The 19,164-nt window shown below is 57.4% G+C and carries 3 protein-coding genes; all 3 read right to left on the reverse strand.

Going from position 1 to position 19,164, the window contains the following annotated elements:
* Window positions 1-59 precede the first annotated feature (59 nt).
* The 3 genes from VH86_RS02135 to VH86_RS26010 all read right to left on the reverse strand — a co-directional run bounded on the left by VH86_RS02135 (window position 60) and on the right by VH86_RS26010 (window position 18,963).
* Window positions 60-17,957 (reverse strand): Ig-like domain-containing protein, encoded by a 17,898-nt coding sequence (locus VH86_RS02135; protein ID WP_045831734.1) that lies wholly within the window; start codon window positions 17,955-17,957, stop codon window positions 60-62.
* A gap of 311 nt (window positions 17,958-18,268) precedes the next feature.
* The gene (locus tag VH86_RS26005) at window positions 18,269-18,646 is read right to left on the reverse strand and encodes an EAL domain-containing protein (RefSeq protein ID WP_231647076.1); all 378 of its coding nucleotides are present in this window, start codon (window positions 18,644-18,646) and stop codon (window positions 18,269-18,271) included.
* Between the two features lie 2 nt (window positions 18,647-18,648).
* Window positions 18,649-18,963, reverse strand: a complete 315-nt coding sequence (locus tag VH86_RS26010; protein WP_045831735.1) for a hypothetical protein — start codon at window positions 18,961-18,963, stop codon at window positions 18,649-18,651.
* Between the last annotated feature and the right edge of the window lie 201 nt (window positions 18,964-19,164).

A 19,164-nucleotide genomic window follows, 5' to 3' on the forward strand; every position in this document is an offset into this window, starting at 1 on the left:
AGTAAAAGGAAAGGGGCTCATCCATGAGCCCTTACTGCATCCTTGCTAAGCGCGGCCCCTTATGCCGTGTGAGTCTGGTGCGGTTGCTGCAGTAATTCCTCCAGTGAAACGTTGACGCCTTCCAGCGTAATCAACTGGGTACTGCTGTAACCCGTACCGGTACCGTCACGGTCAATTGAGAGCACGGTATTGCCATCTGAAGTATGATCCACTTTCACGAAATCATTAATATTACTTGTGGAATCATTCCAGCCAATTAGCAAGTTACTGATGTCAACTTTGTCGCCTTGCGCAACATTGAAGTCGGTCCAGGTATCGTGACCGTTCCCTCCCGTTGAGTCGGCACTCGCCAACAGGTGATACACCAGGGTATCGGCACCCGCACCGGTGGTGATGGTGTCGTTATACGCACCGCCGGTAATAGTGTCAGCCCCCGCCGTTCCTGTGATGGTCGGATGCAGATCGATGGTGAAGGAGTGCGTGGTGATGGTGCCATCGCTTGCTGCCAGCGTGTAGCTGAACACCTCTTTATGCAGCAGGCTTTGTCCATCAACCCCTGCATTAAGCGTATAGGTGTAGCTACCGTTGGCTGCAATACTCAGCACACCATAGTCCCCGGCAATTGACGTGGTACCCACGCTGTGAACCGTTGTGACATCACCGTTTTCATTAGTGATACTCAAGGTTCCGGTATGCGTCGTCGAGTCACCGTAGATACTGCCGCTGGCATCGTGATCACCAGTTGAAGTGGTTTCCGCCAGCAGGCTGTTCACGGTGAGCGACGTCGCCGCACCGTTATGCAACGTGACCGTCAGGGAAGCAGAGGTAACTGCACCACTGGAATCCCTCACCGAATAAGTGAAGGTGTCGGTGGTTGGCAAGGTACTGACGTCCAGCCCCGCCTTCAGCACGTAAGTGTAGTTACCGTGCGAATCGATGGTCAGCGTACCGTAGGTGGTATTGATCACCGTGTTGCCCGTCGCGGCAACGGCACTGCCCGACACCGTAGTCACCGCAGTACCGGTTGGTACCGTACCCGCGACTGAGCTGGTGTCATTGGTCAGCAGATTGCCCGTTACCGTTGAGGAAACTGTCACCGCATCCAGCGTGGTATCTGTCACCGTGGTGATGGTGGTGCTTGGCAGCAGAGCAATACCGCCACTCGAACCAATCACCACCGCATAGGTACCCGCGCCGAGTCCGCTATAGCTAACGTTGGCACCGGTCTGCGTTCCCAGCGACAGTAGCCCAGTCGACAGATAGTTCGACGTCACGCTCTTCAGCGTCCAGGAACCATCTGAGTTCTGCTGGTAGAGGTAGAGTGAGTAAGTCGATATCAGCGAAATGCCACCGACCGAACCGTGCAGCACCACCGAACGCGTATCACCCGTACCCACACTAAAGGTATAAGCGTTACCGCTAGACAGCACACCTACGCCCAGCAGCGTGCCAAGGTTCACCGTGGCCAGAGCCGTATGGGAGACGCTGGTGGTGCCGTTATTCACCGTTTGCGTGGTTGTGCTGTAGTCCACCTCATTGGTGTCGTTGGCGGCCACGATACGAATCACCCCGGTCAACGAGGCGGATGGTGAGACGTTGCCCGCACGGTCAGTCTGGATAACGGACAGTGAAGCACCGGTGGTTTGTGCGGTGCTGAGGGTCACCGACCAGGTGCCCGCCGCGCCGACTGTCGTGGTACCGAGCGAGTTACCGTTGGCATCACGCACCGTCACCGTATCGCCCACTTCACCACTACCGGTTACGGTGGTACCCGCCGAGTTAATCGCCAGGTTGGTCACCGCGACTGGTGCCACATTATCGATGTTCACCGTGGCTGTAGTGTTGCCGGCACTGACGTTACCCGCCGCATCCGTGACGGTGGTGCTCAATGGATGCGCACCGTTCGCCAGAACCGCAGTGGTGTAGGTCCATGCACCGGAACTGCCTACGGTGAGGGAGCCAAGAACGGTCGCGCCATCATAGATGGTGACAATCGCACCCACTTCTGCCGTGCCACTCAAGGTTGGCGTGGTGTCTTTGGTGTAGGCGCCATTGGCCAGCGTCACCGGCGTGGTGCCGGTATCGTCGGTAATGGTCAGCGTACTTGCCGTTGGAGCTACGGTGTCCACACGCAGCGTGGTCGAGGCCGTTGGACTGGTGTTACCTGCCGCATCGGTCTGCGATACGTTGATGGTGTGCGTACCGTTGCTCAAGGTGGTGGAGATAAAGCTCCACGTACCATTGCTGCCCACCGTCGTTGTGCCCAGCAGCGTGCTGCCGTCATAGATGCTGACTTTCGCGCCGACTTCGCCATTACCACTCAACAGCGGCGTATTGTCGTTGGTGGAACCATTGTTCGGGATGGTTACCGCCGTACTGCCGTTGTTGTTGGCCGCAACGAGACTGGTTACTGCCGCTGGAGCCACGCTATCGACAATCACCGTGGCTGACGTGGTGCCGCTGACATTGCCTGCTGGATCCGTCACGGTGACATTGATCGGGTGGCTACCCTGCGTCAATACCGTCGTGGTGTAGGTCCATGCGCCACTGCTGCCCACCGTCAACGTGCCCAGCAGCGTCGTGCCGTCGTAGATCGACACTTTGCTGCCCACTTCCGCCGTACCGCTCAGGGTTGGCGTGGTGTCATTGGTGTAACCGCCGTTTGCCACCGTGGTGTTGGTGATGTCGTTGGTAATCACCAGGGTTGATGCCGCTGGAGCCACGGTATCCACGGTAATGGAGACCGTGGCGGAAGCTGCACTGGTGTTACCCGCTGCATCGGTCACCGTGACGCTCAACGGATGGGTACCGTTACTCAACGTGGCCGTGGTGAAGGTCCATGCACCGTTGGTCCCGGCAGTTACAGAACCCAGCACCGTTGTGCCGTCATAGATGGTGACAATGGCATTCGCTTCTGCGGTACCGCTCAGGGTCGGCGTCGCATCGTCGGTAACGGCGCCATTGGCCAACGGTCCCTGGCTCGCACCAACATCATCGTTGATCACCAGGTTGGTGACCGCATTCGGTGCCACAGTGTCGATGGTCATCACGGTTGAGGCATTCGGGCTAACGTTGCCCGCCGCATCGGTCTGGGTGACATTCAGCGTATGGCTGCCGTTGCTCAACGTGGTGGAGATGAAGCTCCAGGTGCCGTTGCTGGCGACGGTGGTGGTGCCCAGCAAGATTGTACCGTCATAGATACTGACCTTAGCCCCGACCTCACCGGTACCACTCAACAGCGGCGTGCTGTCATTGGTGACCCCGTTATTCGGAATCGTCACCGCCGTGCTGCCATTGTTATTGGCCGCCACCAGGGTAACCGCTGCCGGAGGCGTTGTGTCGATAACCACGGTGGCGTTGGTTCTGCCACTGACGTTACCGGCTGCATCCGTCACCGACACGCTGATGGTGTGCGAGCCTTGCGTCAAGGTCGAGGTTGTGAAGGTCCACGCTCCCGAACTGTTGGCGATAGCAGTACCCAGCGTCGTTGTACCGTCATAGATAGTCACACGACCACCGGCTTCCGCCGTACCACTCAGCGTTGGCGTAGTGTCGTTGGTGGAACCCCCGCTGGCGACCGTGGTGTTGGTGACATCATTGGTGATCACCAGCGTTGCGGTATTTGGCGCCACGGTATCCACGGTGATGGTGACCGGTGTTGAGGATGGGCTGACGTTACCCGCCGCATCTTTCACCGTCACACTCAGTGGGTGAGTACCATTCGTCAATACCGGGCTGACGAAGCTCCACGCGCCGGTGCCGCTGGCGGTGGTAGAACCCAGCACAGTCGTGCCGTCATACACCGTGACAATCGCGTTCGCCTCAGCCGTACCGGTGAGGGTTGGCGTGTTGTCGTTGGTGGAACCGCCGGTTGGCACCGTGGTGCTGGTGACATCGTTGGTAACCACCAGGTTAGTGACGGTGTTAGGGACGACAGTATCCACGGTGAAGGTAATAGATGGCGTGTTGCTGACGTTGCCCGCTGCATCTGTCGCCGTCGCCGTGATGGTGTGCGAACCTTCACTTAACGTGGTTGAAGTCCAGGTCCATGCGCCCGTGCTGCTGGCCGTCACAGAACCGATCTGCACGCCGCCATCGAAAATTCTCACGACGCTGTTCGCTTCCGTGGTGCCGCTCAGCGCAGGCGTGTTGTCATTGGTACTGGTGCCTGCGTTAATCGTCACCGGCGTACTGCCGTTGTTATTGGCTGCCGCCAGGGTAAGCGTTGGTGCCACGGAGTCGATGTTGACGGTGGCATTGGTGCTACCACTGACGTTACCGGCTGCATCTGTTGAGGTCACGCTAATGGTGTGCGAGCCCTGGGCCAGTACTGCGGTGGTAAAGGTCCAGGTGCCATTGGCGCCAACCGTGACCGAACCGATTTGCGTGCCACCATCGTAAATCTTAACGAGACTACCCACTTCCGCCGTACCACTCAGCGTTGGCGTGGTGTCATTGGTGGAACCGCCGCTGGCGACCGGGGTGTTAGTGACATCGTTGGTGATGACCAGCGTCGAAGCATTCGGCGCCACGGTATCGACAATCACGGAAACCGGGGTCGATGCCGGACTGACGTTACCCGCTGCGTCTTTCACTGTGACACTCAGCGGATGTGTCCCGTTGCTCAATGCCGGGCTGACGAAGCTCCATGCGCCGGTGCCGCTGGCCGTAGTGGAGCCCAATACCGTCGTGCCGTCATACACCGTGACAATCGCATTCGCCTCAGCCGTACCGGTAAGGGTTGGCGTATTGTCATTGGTTGAACCGCCGTTTGGCACCGTGGTGCTGGTGACATCGTTGGTGACCACCAGGTTAGTGACCGTGGCAGGCGCAGCGGTATCCACCGTGAAGGTGATGGACGCATTCGGACTGATGTTGCCCGCCGCATCGGTCGCCGTCACGTTGATGGTGTGGCTACCGTCAGCCAGCGTGGTGGATGTCAGACTCCAGGCACCGTTGCTGCCTGCGATAACAGAACCGAGCAGGGTTCCGCCATCGTAGACTCTCACCACACTACCCGCTTCCGCCGTACCGCTGATGGCTGGCGTGTTGTCGTTGGTACTGCTGCCTGCGAGAATCGCCACCGGCGTACTGCCGTTGTTGTTTGCCGCTGCCAGGCTCGCTACCGCCGCCGGAGGTGTGGTATCGATCACCACCACAGAAGAGGTGGTACCACTGACGTTACCTGCTGCATCGGTCACCGTGACGTTCAGCGTATGAGAGCCCTGCGCCAGTGCCGTTGAGGTGAAGGTCCATGCGCCGGTTCCGCTGGCAATCACCGTGCCCAGCAAGTTAGTGCCATCGTAAATCGAGACGCGACCGTTGGCTTCCGCCACACCGCTCAGTGTTGGCGTGGTGTCGTTGGTCGAGCCACCGTTGGGGACGACGGCCGTGGTGTTATCGTTGGTGACCACCAGTGACGTCGTTGCTGGCGCCACGGTATCCACCACCACAGTGAAGTTAGTGGCCGTACTGGTGTTGCCCGCCGCATCACGCACGGTGACACTCAGTGGATGCGATCCTTCACTCAGTGCTGCAGTGGTGAAGGTCCAGGTGCCACCGCTTCCGACGACGACCGAGCCGAGCACGGTGGTGCCCTCAGAAATCACCACAATGTTGCCCGCCGTCGCGGAACCGCTCAGGGTTGGCGTGTTGTCATCGGTAGATGCACCACTCGTCAACGGACCCTGTGAGGAGCCCACGTTGTCGTTCACCACCAGGCCTGTCACCGGATTCGGCGCGCCTGTCACCACGGTAAAGGTAATCGAGGCATTCGAGCTGGTGTTGCCCGCCGCATCGGTCGCCGTCACGTTGATGGTGTGGCTACCGTCAGACAGCTGCGTTGAGGTGTAGCTCCACGCACCGGTGGTGGCGTTCGCCGTCACCGAACCCAGCAGAATTGTGCCGTCATAAATTTTGACGACGCTGCCTGCTTCTGCTGTACCACTTAGCGCCGGGGTGTTGTCGTTGGTGCTGCTGCCTGCGGCAATCGCCACTGGCGTACTGCCGTTGTTGTTGGCGGCAGCCAGGCTGGAGACGGCTGCTGGTGCGACGTTATCGACAATCACAGTGGCGGATGTGGTGCCGCTGACGTTGCCCGCGGCATCCGTGACAGTGACACTGAGCGAGTGATTACCCTGCGCCAATACCGCCGTGGTGTAAGTCCATGCACCATTGCTGCCCGCGATGACAGTGCCCAACAGATTCGCACCATCGTAGACGGACACACGGCTTCCCGCTTCCGCCACACCACTCAGCGTTGGTGTGGTGTCATTGGTATAACCGCCATTGGCCACCGTGGTGTTGCTGACGTCATTAGTGACCACCAGCGTACTCGCATTAGGCGCAATGCTATCAATGGTGAAGCTCACGGTAGAAGAACGCGGTCCAACGTTACCCGCAGCATCGGTGACTGTGACGCTTAAAGTATGCGCGCCCTGGCTCAGGGTAGGCGAAATAAAGCTCCACGCACCCGTAGCACTGGCTGTCGTCGAACCCACTACGGTGTTGCCGTCGTAGATGGTGACAATACCGTTAGCTTCCGCGTTACCGGTGAGCAGCGGCGTGCTGTCATTGGTAATACTGTTGTTAGCAATCGCAACCGGTGTGCTGCCATTGTTATTTGCCGCTGCGAGGTCGATTACGGCTGCTGGCGCTTGTGTATCGACGTTGATGTTGAACGTGTCGGAAGGGGTACCCGCAAGATTGGTGATGTAAATAGCATGAGCACCATCCGCCAGCGTTGGTGTAATAAAGCTCCACTGTCCATTCGCACCCACGGTTACGGTACCCAACTCGGTACCGCTGCCGTCATGAATTGTAATAACGTCACCAGCAGTAGCTGAACCGGTCAATACCAGCGTGTTGTCTTTGGTATTCGCACCATCTGCCAGCGTCACAGGCATACTGCCGCTGTCATCAGTGATAACCAGCGTACCACTGGCCGTTGGCAAGCCCGCTTCGATGTTCAACGTGAAGGCCGGGGAGCTGGGTGCGCTGACATTGCCCGCCTGATCCGTCACGGTGAAGGTGAAGTTGTGCGTGCCGTTTGACAGCCCGTCAGGCGGCGTAAAGGTCCAGTTGCCACCCGTTGCCGTTACGGTGCCAAGCAGCGTAGTACCGTCGTAGATCGATACCGTGCTGTTCGCTTCCGCTGAGCCAGTGAAGATTGGAGTGTTGTCATCGGTGGTTTGACCCGATGACAAATTACCGGTAGATCCCCCTTCGTTATCACTCACCACCAGCGCGCTCACCGTTGTTGGTGCACTGGTATCAATGGTGATTTCAATAGGCGTGGTTGCTGGCCCGGTGGTGCCTGCTGCGTTGGTCACCGATACCGCATAGGTATGCACACCATCGCCTTCAACGGCAGTTTCATAGCGCCAGACACCGTTGCTCGCTACCGTGGTGGTCGCAACTTGCACACCATCAATGATGATATTGATGGTGGTGCCTGCCACACCGGTTCCGCGCAAGACCGGCGTATTGTCGTTGGAGAAGCCGTCGTTCGCCACCTGCACCGGGGTAGTATTGGCGTTGTTATAAACTGCAAACGTCAGGACTTCCGCTGGTGTGGTGTTATCCACGGTCAACGATACCGACGACTCCGCACTCACGTTGCCCGCCGCATCGGTTACCGTCACGTTCAGCGTGTGAGTCGCGTTCGACAGCGCGCTGGTCGTAATGCTCCAGCTGCCGTCTGAACCCGCCGTAGTGGAACCTACCAGCGTCGTGCCGTCATAAACACGGACGATAGCATTCGCTTCTGCCGTACCGCTGATTGCCGGGGTATTGTCGCTGGTGGTACCGCCATTCGGAATCGTGGTTTCTGGCGATCCATCGTTGTTCTGCAACAGCAGTTCACCTGCCGGCTGCGGCGGTGTGGCATCGATGCGAACGACAGTCGGCGCCGAAGTACTCACGTTACCCACTTCATCGGTCACGGTGACAGTGAGCGTATGCGAACCGTCGGTCAGCGTTGGTGAAGTAAAGGTCCAGGTACCGCCGCTGGTCGCCGTGGTTGAGCCGATGACCGTGGTGCCATCATAAATGGTCACCAGACTGTTCGCCTCGGCGCTACCACTCAGTGAAGGCGTGTTGTCATTGGCTAATCCGTTGTTGTCCACGACCGTAGAGGTGATGTCGTTGGTCACCAACAGCGTTGGGATTGCTGGTGGAGTGGCGTCAACGGTGAAGTCAACGGTGTTCGCGGCCTGGCTGGTGTTACCTGCGGCATCCGTTGCCGTCACGCGCAGCGTATAGGTGCCGTCATCCAGTGCTGGCACGCTGAAGCTCCATTGACCATTACTCCCCACCGCCGTACTGCCCAACACCGTGGTGCCATCATAGATGCGGATAATGCTACCCGCTTCACCACTACCGCTGAGGAACGGCGAACTGTCGTTGGTGGTGCTGCCATTTGCAATCGCCACCGGCATCGTTCCGTTGTCATTGCTGGCAGTAATCGCACTTGGTGCCGCAGGAGGTGTGGCATCAATCACCGCACTAATGGTGGTGGTACCGCTCACGTTACCCGCCGCATCAGATGCACTGACACTGAAGGTATGAGAACCGTCCGCCAGCGCAGCGGGTGGCGTAAAGATCCATGTGCCACCGGCAATAACGGTTGTGGATCCCAATACCCCACTGGCATCAGAGATGGTAATGATGCTGCCCACCTCCCCGTTGCCGCTCAGCACTGGCGTGCTGTCGTTGGTCAAACCGCCGTTTGGAATGTTAATCGCACCATCAATGTTGTTGGTCAGCACCAGGTTGGTTACCGATGGCGGTGCCACGGTATCAATGGTGACGTTCACAACGTCGCTGATCGGGCTGGTATTGCCGGCCGCATCCTGCACCACCACGCTCAGATTATGGGTACCATCTGTCAATGTTGGTGAGTAACTCCAGTCACCACTGCCGTTCGCGATAACCGTACCGAGAACGGTATTGCCATCAGAGATAATAATGGTGCTGTTGGCTTCCGCTGTACCGCGCAGAACCGGTGTACTGTCATTGGTCGTGCTGCCGTTCGTAACAGGCACTTCTGTGCCACTGTTGTTATTGGCGAGCGTCAGACCTTGCGCTGCATCCGGTGCTTCACTGTCCACGGTAAAGGTCAGGGTTGGGGAATTAGCACTGGTATTACCTGCCGCATCCGTCACCGTCACACTCAGATTGTGTTCACCTTGACCCAGGGTGTCGGTGGTGAAACTCCAGTTACCACTGCTGCCTACCAACACCGAGCCGATTTCGCCAGCACCGTCATAAATTCTTACGATACTGCCAGCCTCGGCACTGCCGGTTAGTTGTGGCGTGGTGTCGTTGGTAAAGCCGTCTGCTGCAATCGGCACCAACGTGCTGCCTTCGTTGTTGTTGACGGTCACGCCTTGCGCCACATCCGGCGCTTCAGTGTCAATATTGATCGTGACCACAGCAGAAGCCGGGCTGACGTTGCCCGCTGAATCAGTCACCGTAATGGTCAGTGGATGCGCACCATCATTCAGCGTATCCGCTGTGAAGCTCCACACGCCCTGCGCATTGGTGGTGACGCTACCAATCGCCGTATTGCCATCATAAATGGTCACCAGGCTGTTAGCCGTAGCGGTACCACTCAACACTGGCGTGTTGTCGTTGGTATAGCCGTTGTTCGCTACTGTCTCCGTTGGCAAGACATCGTTATTGGTGACCACAAAATCTGGCGTAGACGGAACAGAAGTATCCACCGTTATCGTCACCGCATTACCCGCAGCACTGACGTTGCCCGCCGTATCGGTGGCGGTGGCAGTCAGCGTGTGAGCGCCGTCGGTCAGGGTCTGAGTCGTGAAGTTCCAGGTACCGCCGGTGCCAGCCTGAGTCGAACCGATCAGGGTGGTGCCATCGTAAACTTTGATGATACTGCCCGCTTCCGCCGTGCCGCTCAGGGATGGTGTATTGTCGTTGGTCACTCCGGTTAGCGTATTGCCACTGTCATCTTTCGCCACCAAATCACTGATAGCGTCAGGTGCGATGGTATCTACGCTGAAAGTGATGCCAGCAGAAGGTGCACTGCTGTTGCCTGCGGTGTCTGTTGCGGTAGCCGTCAGAGTATGGCTACCCTGGCCCAGTGCTGTAGTCGGCTCGAAGCGCCAGATGCCGTTGGTACCGACAATCGCCGTCCCCAGAACCGTACTGCCATCACGAATGGTCACGGTAGCGCCGATTTCGCCCGTTCCGCGAATAACAGGTGTGGAGTCATTGGTGGTGCTGCCCGCTGTGATCACCACGGCAGTACCGGCGTTGTTATTGCTGAGGCTGGTCACCACCGGAGTCGCTGGTGGTGTGCTGTCCACGGTAAAGCCAATCGCCGCTGATGGTGCACTGACGTTGCCCGCAGCATCGGTAACGGTGGTGGTAATACTGTGCACCCCCTCGCCCAGTGCCAATGTGGGTGTAAAGGTCCAGGTGCCGCCAGTGCCCACCACTACAGTGCCCAGCACATTACTGCCATCAAGGATGGTGACAGTAGTGCCCACTTCAGCGGTTCCGCTCAGTACTGGCGTATTGTCATTGGTGACACTTCCCGCGGTGATGGGTACAGCAGTGCCGCTGCTGTCATTACTTAACTGCACGGCACCGGCGGTGTTAGGTGCCTGGGTATCGACAGTAAAGGTGATCGCCGTAGAAGGTGCACTGCTGTTGCCTGCTGCATCTGTCACGGTTGCGGTGAGGCTGTGCGAACCCTGACTTAGCACAGGTGAAGTGAAGCTCCAGGCGCCACCCACTGCGACCTGCACACTGCCGAGCACGGTATCGCCATCACGCACGGTGATGATGGTACCCGCCTCTGCTGTTCCGCTCAGTACCGGCGTGGTGTCATTGGTAGCGCCACCTGATGTGATCGGAATCGCACCACCGCCGTTGTCATTGTTCAGTACCACTGCATTGGCCGAATCAGGCGCAACGGTATCCACGCTGAATTCAAATGCAGGTGATTCAGGACCGGCGTTGCCGGTTGAATCGGTGACGATGGTCGTCAGACTGTGTGGGCCCTCAGCCAATGCGGCCGCTGGCGTAAAGCTCCAGTTACCATCGCTGCCAACAATCGCGGTACCAATCGTGGTGCCATTGTCTTTCACTGTGACGATACTGCCTGCTTCAGCGGTACCGCTGAGTACTGGTGTAGCGTCGTTAGTGGCACTGCCTGCAGTAATAGGCACCGCCACACCCGTTGAATCATTACTGAGTTGCAGATCGCCGACTTCCCCCGGAGAGGTGCTATCGACAATGACAATCACCTCAGAGGTTGGCGCACTGCTGTTTCCTGCCGGGTCAGTGACCACGGTGGTCAGACTGTGGCTGCCCTCCTCCAGCGGCGTTGTGGGTGTGAAGCTCCAGGTACCACCGCTGCCGACCACGACAGAGCCAAGCACGGTGGTCCCTTCAGAGATGGTAACCGTACTGCCGACTTCCGCCGTACCACTCAGGGTTGGCGTGGTATCGCTGGTGGATCCGCCTGTGGCAATTGGCGTGCCGTCGTCGGTGGTGAACTGCAGCCCTCCTGCCGCTGCAGGGGCTTGTGTATCCACGGTGAAGGTGATGGCTGGTGAAGCCTCGCTCACGTTACCTGCCGGGCTGGTCACCGTCGTGGTCAGACTGTGATCGCCCTGGCTCAGCGCTGGCGTAGTGAAGCTCCAGGTCCCGCCAGCGCCTACAACCACAGTGCCCAGAACCGTGGTGCCATCCAGCACGGTAACAGTGCTGCCAACATCGGCTGAACCGGTTAACACCGGTGTGGTGTCATTGGTCGCGCCATTGGTAATCGGTACCGCCGTACCGCTGGTGTCATTGTTCAGCACCAGCCCACTTGCAGGTTCAGGCTGCGTGGTGTCCACGTTAAAGGTAATCGGTGTGGTTTCCGGACCGGTGTTGCCGGCCGGATCCGTCACGGTGGTCGTCAGGCTATGCGAACCCGCCTCCAGCGGCGTCGTTGGGGTGAAACTCCAGCTACCATTGCTGCCAACGGTGACCGAACCAATCTCCGTGCCGTTGTCAGAAACTTTCACCGTGCTGCCCGGTTCAGCGGTACCACTCAGGACTGGAGTGGTGTCATTGGTGGTGCCATCTGCGGCAATAGGTACTGGCGTGCCGCTACTGTCATTGTTGAGCTGCAGCCCACTCGCTTCTGCAGGTGCTGTGGTATCGACCGTGATGACGATTGGCGAAGATGGCGCACTGGTATTGCCTGCCGGGCTGGTGGTGGTCGCAGTAATACTGTGACTGCCTTCGCCTAACGGCGTCGTTGGCGTAAAGCTCCAGGTGCCACCACTGCCCACCACCACGCTACCCAGCACCGTGCCACCATCAGAGACGGTGATCGTGCTGCCTGCCGCTGCCGAGCCACTCAGAACTGGCGTGACATCATTGGTCGCCGCACCAGAGGTAATCGGTACAGGGGTGCCGCTCTCATCATTACTCAACGCCACATTACCCGGTGCAGCAGGGATAGTGGTATCCACGGTGACTGAGATGGGTGCGCTTGCCGCGCCGGTATTGCCCGCAGGGTCAGTCACGGTCGTGGTCAGACTATGGCTGCCATCGCTCAACGGGGCCGATGGCGTAAAGCTCCAGTTGCCGTCATTACCCACCGTAGTCGAGCCAATCACGGTACCGTTATCAGACACGTTAACCGTGCTGCCAGGTTCGGCACGACCACTCAGCACCGGCGTGGTGTTATTGGTGGTGCCGCCAGTGATCGGTACTGCGGTGCCGCTGGAATCATCGCTCAGCAGCACACCGGATGCTGCAGCGGGCGCGGTAGTGTCGACTGTTACAATGACGGGCGTACTAGCCGGTCCGGTATTACCCGCCGGATCGGTGACGGTTGTGGTCAGGCTATGGCTGCCATCGCCCAGCGGCGTAGTTGGGGTATAGCTCCAGGTGCCATCGCTACCGGTCGTGGCGGTGCCCAATACCGCGCCGCCATCAGAAACGGTTACCGTACTGCCCGGTTCTGCGGTGCCGTTCAGGGTTGGCGTGTTGTCATTAGTGCTGCCGCCAGAAGTAATTGGCGTGCCACCCTCGTTAGTGAGTTGGACATTGCCAGCCGCTGCCGGAGGCTGAGTATCCACGGTCACTGTCACTGGCGTTGAGGACGGGCTGGTGTTGCCCGCTGGATCCGTCACCGTTGACGTCAGACTATGGTTGCCGTCGCTTAGAGGCGGAGTGGTGTATGTCCAGGTGCCATCGCCACCGACTGTGGTGGTACCAATTACCGTGGTGCCATCGGAAATGGTTACGGTACTGCCAGGCTCTCCACCACTGCCGGTAAGGGTTGGCGTGTTGGTGTTAGTGCTGCTGCCTGAAGGGATCGGATCGCCATCCCCATTCGTCAGTCCAACATTGGTTGGTGCCGTCGGAACAGTGGTGTCGATAGTGACATTAATGGTAGGGGTATTCGTTATCGCGCCGGTTATTGGATTTGTCGCTTGAGCGTGGAAGGCGTATGTGCCGTCAACTAAAGCAGATGGCGTAAAGCTCCACTGCCCATCGCTGCCTGCCGTCACCGAGCCCAACACGGTCAAGCCATTGAAGATAGTGACCAAGTCGCCCGCGCTCGCCAGACCGCTTAACACCGGCGTGGTGTCATGAGTGCTGGAGTTATCCGTCAACTGAACAATGGTGCTGCCGCTATCATCCGACACGACGATCAGATCGTTGGTTGCAGGCACTCCCGCATCAATGTTGACCGTAAAGGCCGGTGAAGCTGGGCTGACGTTGCCCGCTGCATCGGTCACCGTGGTAGTGAAGTTATGCTGGCCGTTAGTCAGCGGTGATGCTGGTGTGAAGGTCCAGCTACCATTGCTGCCTACCGCAGCCGACCCCAGCAGAGTGGTGCCATCGTAAACTTTTACGATGCTGCCCGCTTCCGCAGTGCCACTCAAGGTTGGTGTGCTGTCATCGGTGGTTGCCCCCGATGTCAGTGGCCCCGTGCTACTACCCACATCATCGGTCACCACCAGGCCACTGACAGTTGCGGGTGCAGTGGTATCTACACTGAAGGAGATCGGCGTGGTTGCCGGGCTGGCGTTACCTGCTGCATCCGTTACGGTGGTGGTCAGACTGTGATTGCCTTCACCCAGTGCCGGGGTAGTGAAAGTCCAGGTGCCGTTACTGCCGACCGTCACCGTACCCAAAACGGTGCTGCCGTCACGAACCGTGACAACACTACCCGCCTCTGCGCTACCGCTCAGCACGGGAGTCGGATCATTGGTGACGCTACCTGCGGTGATAGGGACGGCGGTGCTGCCTGCATCGTTATTCAGCTGCAATCCGCTGGCGGCATCCGGTGCAATGGTGTCGACCGTGATATTGAGTGTGGTAGTTGGCGTTACGTTACCTGCCGCATCGGTAATGGTGCCATGCAGCGCGTGCGCACCATCCGACAGCGTGCCAACTCTGAATAACCATTGGCCATTGCTACCCGCCGTTGTGCTACCGAGCAGCGTACCTCCATCATACAGAGTGATGATATTCCCGGGACTCGCCACACCAATCAGCACCGGTGTAGGGTCATTGGTACTGGCACCATCAGTCAACGGTTCGACAGTATTCCCATTGTCATCAACACCCTGCAGTGAAGTGGTCGCTGCTGGCAATCCGGCTTCGATATTCACCGTAAACGGCGGGCTGGCTGGCCCCACGTTACCGGCTGTGTCTGTGGCGGTGATGGTGAAAGTGTGGCTGCCATTACTCAGTGCTGGGGTGGTGAAGGTCCAGGTGCCGTCCGTATTCACGGTCACATTGCCCAGCAAAGTGGTGCCATCATAAATACTTAACAGCGCGTTCGGTTCACCCGTGCCACTCAGCGTCGGCGTATTGTCATCAGTGATATCTCCTGATGCCAATGCACCCTGTGAGTCGCCAACATTATCGGTGACCACTAAACCGCTTACTGCGGCAGGCGGTGTGGTGTCTACAGTTAACGTAACGGGTGTCGACGCTGGGCCGGTGTTACCCGCCGCATCAGTGACCTTCGTGGTCAGGCTATGGCTACCGTCACTCAAAGCTGGCGAGGTGAAGCTCCAGCTGCCATTAGTCCCCACTGTCGCCGTACCCAGCACATTGCTACCATCACTCACTGTGACGATGCTTCCCGGTTCTGCCGTGCCGCTGAGTACGGGGGTATTGTCGCTGGTCGTGCCGCCTGCAGCGATTGGCGTAACAACACTTCCGTTGTTGTTACTGAGTTGCAGATCGCCTGCCACTGCGGGCGCGACGGTATCGATGGTGATGTTGATGGTAACGGAATTGGTGGGGTTTCCGGTGCTATCGGTCGCCACGGCATGGAAGGCATAAGTTCCATCCGCCAGCGAAGCCGGGGTGAAGCTCCATTGTCCATCTGAACCCGCCGTGGTGCTGCCCAGCAGTGTAGTGCCGTTGTAAAGAGTGATGATTTCCCCGGCCGCCGCCAGGCCGCTCAGGACTGGTGTTTTATCATGCGTGCTGGAGCCATTTGACAAGACTTTCAGTGTGCTGCCACTGTCATCGGTGACTTGCAGCGTACTGGTGGTCGGTGGCACTCCCGCTGCAACAGTGATGCCAAATCCGGTGGTTGCCTGGCTGACATTTCCCGCCGCATCAGTCACCGTGGTGCTTAACGTATGGCTGCCGTTGCTCAGAACTGGCGTGGTGAAACTCCAGCTGCCACTGCTGCCGACTGCAACACTTCCCAACAGCGTCGTGCCATCGTAAATTTTTACGATACTGTTCGCTTCGGCGTTACCGCTAAGGGTCGGCGTATTGTCGTCAGTCGTTGCTCCGGCCGTGAGCGGCCCGGTGCTGGCGCCGACATCGTCAGTGACGACCAGATTACTGGCAGCCGCTGGCGCCTGGGTATCGACGGTGAAAGTGATAGGATCCGATGCTGCGCTGGTGTTACCTGCAGGATCGGTCACGGTGGTGGTAAGACTGTGGCTACCCTCTGAGAGGGTTGGGGAGGTAAAGCTCCAGCTGCCGTTGCTGCCCACTGTGGCGGTGCCAAGTACGATCGTACCATCACGAACGGTAACGGTGCTGCCAGGTTCCGCTGTGCCGCTCAGCACTGGATGAGAAGTATTGGTTGCCCCCCCTGAAGCAATGGGCTGCACGGTACCACTGTCGTTATCACTCAACTGCAAGCCCGCTGCAGCACTCGGCACCACTGTATCGATGGTGATGACAATGATCGGCGTTTGCGTCACGCTGCCATCGCCATCGGTATCGGTGACAGAGGCATGGAAGCTGTAAGTGCCATCTGCAAGTGCAGCTGGCGTGAAGCTCCACTGTCCATCCGGACCCGCCACCACACTGCCAATTTCTGTCGTGCCGTTGTAGAGGGTGATCAGAGCACCGGCAATGGCCAGCCCACTCAGCGTTGGCGTGCTGTCATGGGTGCTGGCGCCGTCAGTCAGCTGCACCAGAGTGTTGCCGGTGTCGTCGGTAATTTCCAGTGAGGTGGTGGCTGGAGGCAGCCCAGCCTGCACATTAAAATCAAACGCATCAGAAACCGAGCTGACATTGCCGGCAGCATCGGTCTGCGTCACGGTCAGACTGTGTGGACCGTTGCTGAGAGCAGGCGTAGTGAAGCTCCAGGTGCTATCGCTACCGACCACCGCCGTGCCAATCAGAATGTTGTTGTCATAAACACTGATCACCGCGCCTACTTCACCATTTCCGCTCAGGGTTGGTGTGCTGTCATCCGTTGTTCCGCCGCTGGAAACCTGTGTTGCAGTACCGTCAGCATTTCCGCTTAAGGCCAGACCCGTGGCGCTGGCCGGTGCTTCGGTATCGACGGTGAAGGTAATAGTGGTCGCTGCGCTGGTGTTGCCCGCCGCGTCTGTTGAGGTGATGCTGAGGGTATGACTCCCCTGATTTAACGCGGGACTGGTGAAACTCCAGCTGCCGTTACTGCCTACGGTGACGCTGCCCAGAACGGTATCGCCATCGCGAATAGTGATAATACTCCCCACCTCGCCTCGGCCGCTCAGCACTGGTGTGGTGTCATTGGTTGCGCCGCCGTTCGTGATAGGAACCACCACCGAGCCGGCGTTATTCCCGACATTGAGATCACTCACCGCTTCTGGCGCAGTGGTATCCACGGTAAAGGTGATCGGATCGCTGGCGGCGCTGGTATTTCCAGCCGCATCGGTCGCGGTGACGGTCAGGCTATGTGAACCGTCTGGCAACGTTGGGGAAGTGAAAGTCCAGGTGCCATTCGCGCCCACCACGGTGGAACCCAGCAACGTTGTGCCATTATAAACGCGAATAATGGCCCCGACTTCGCCGTTGCCACTTAAGGTTGGAGTGTTGTCATCAGTGACTGATCCCGTGGTGATTGCGCCTTGATAGGGACCAACGTTATCACTGACCACCAGGTTGGTGACTACGGCTGGAGGAGTGGTATCGCCTCCACCATTGTTGCCGCCACCGTTATTACCGCCGCCGTTGTTACCACCGCCGTTGTTACCACCGCCGTTATTACCACCACCGGTACTACCGTCACTGACTGCGGCATTACCGCCGCCACCGCCCGCCGAACCGGCAAACATCGCGCCCAAGCCTGCCAGAGCTGCACCACCGATACCGAAGGCCGCGATGGTGCCATCATTGGTGGTGTTCTCAGCCAGCAGCCCTTCGGTGCTGTCGATGTTGACGTACTGGAACCCATCAGTGCCCGAATCTTCAACCCACCACAGCGCACCTTTGTCGTCCTGCAGCACCAGGTCACTGTCGCCTGCTGCCGTATAAAAGTTATGAATAACAACCACTTCACCAGACTTTGTGGTGACGACTAAATCATTACCATTGCGTGTGAAAGACTTAATATCTGATTGATTAAGGTGAAGTTTAACTACGCTTGGCGCAGATAAATTGACCTGGCTGCCACTGACTTCAGAAGCAACTGTCCCACCTTTAGGAGTGATAGAGATATTATTCATGTTATCGAAATCCCGCGCAGTTATTAAATTCCATAAAAACGCCCGGTATCCGCAGATACCGGCTTCAATGGCGAATAATCCAGATGACTATTCACTTCTTCTCTTGGTCGATTTCATAAAAACTCTTGACGAAATCGCGCTGAGCCGAGTTAAGCCTCCATCCCGAGAGAGGGTTGGGTTTATTTTTCAGCGAAACAAAGGGGGAAATGCCTCTATTTTCCAGTGGGAGAGCACAAATCAAGTTGAATGCAACAAACCCATTGTTAGACATTTTATCTGCCCCCGACTGTCCTGGCCGAACCCATGCCAATTCAGGATTGCTTAATAAAATCATTCAGATAGACACTCTGCCAGTGATAGCCTTGCATACCGTAGACTGCTTTGTGCGCGAGCAGGTCGAGGTGTGATTGGCTTTCAACGCCCTCAACAATCACGCCTTTGCATAATTGGTTGAGGTGGCTAAGCAGCGTGTCAAAAATGAGACCGTCGCCAAATTGCCAAAAAAAATCTTTGTCAATCTTGACGATTTCAAATATTCCGCTATCAAGCATGGTCAGGTTGGAATAACCCGGACCAAAGTCATCAAGCCATAAAGGGGCGTGTGTCACCTTCGCGACACCTTTTAATATCAGCAGGTCTGCGCTGTTAAAGCGCGCGGTAAAGAAGGCGGATATCTCTAAACGCAACAACGTCAGTTTCGCCAGTTTTTTTGTATTTCAGCATCTTCAAAAATACCGGCGACGATATCTCTATCCACATTTACACTGACTATCTGATCAAACCCTTTCTGGTATAGCTGAATAAGTTTTCCGATCTGGTGGAGGAATAACTGCCATTTCTCGTCAGCAGGAAGCCGATTGAAGAACCCTTCATCCCTGCAAGGGTTACGCTTATTATTAATATCTGCATCATCTGAGAATCGTGTAAGCAACTCCCATGCAATCAACTCCCCGGTGATGTCGTGAACCGGTTCTAACAAAAAAATGTATTCGGGTTGATTGCTCATTTCACGGTCCCTTCTGCAACTAACTGATACTCCTGAATTGTCAGGATTACTCATGTAAGAGGTAAGGGAAACATCGATAAAACTTAACACCTTAACTGAAGCCTAACGTACACCTTACAGTTTGAAAAATAGATTTTAGTAAATGCCGACCTCAGATTTAATCGTTTAAAACTATCAATTTCGTGAGTGAATTTCTTTTAA

Source organism: Pantoea sp. BL1, assembly GCF_000963985.1.
GTDB classification, from domain to species: domain Bacteria; phylum Pseudomonadota; class Gammaproteobacteria; order Enterobacterales; family Enterobacteriaceae; genus Pantoea; species Pantoea rwandensis_B.

Excerpts from the sequence above, each read along its gene's own strand:
- VH86_RS02135 (WP_045831734.1), bottom strand. The coding sequence starts at position 17,957 with ATGAATAATATCTCTATCACTCCTAAAGGTGGGACAGTTGCTTCTGAA.
- VH86_RS26010 (WP_045831735.1), bottom strand. The coding sequence starts at position 18,963 with ATGAGCAATCAACCCGAATACATTTTTTTGTTAGAACCGGTTCACGAC.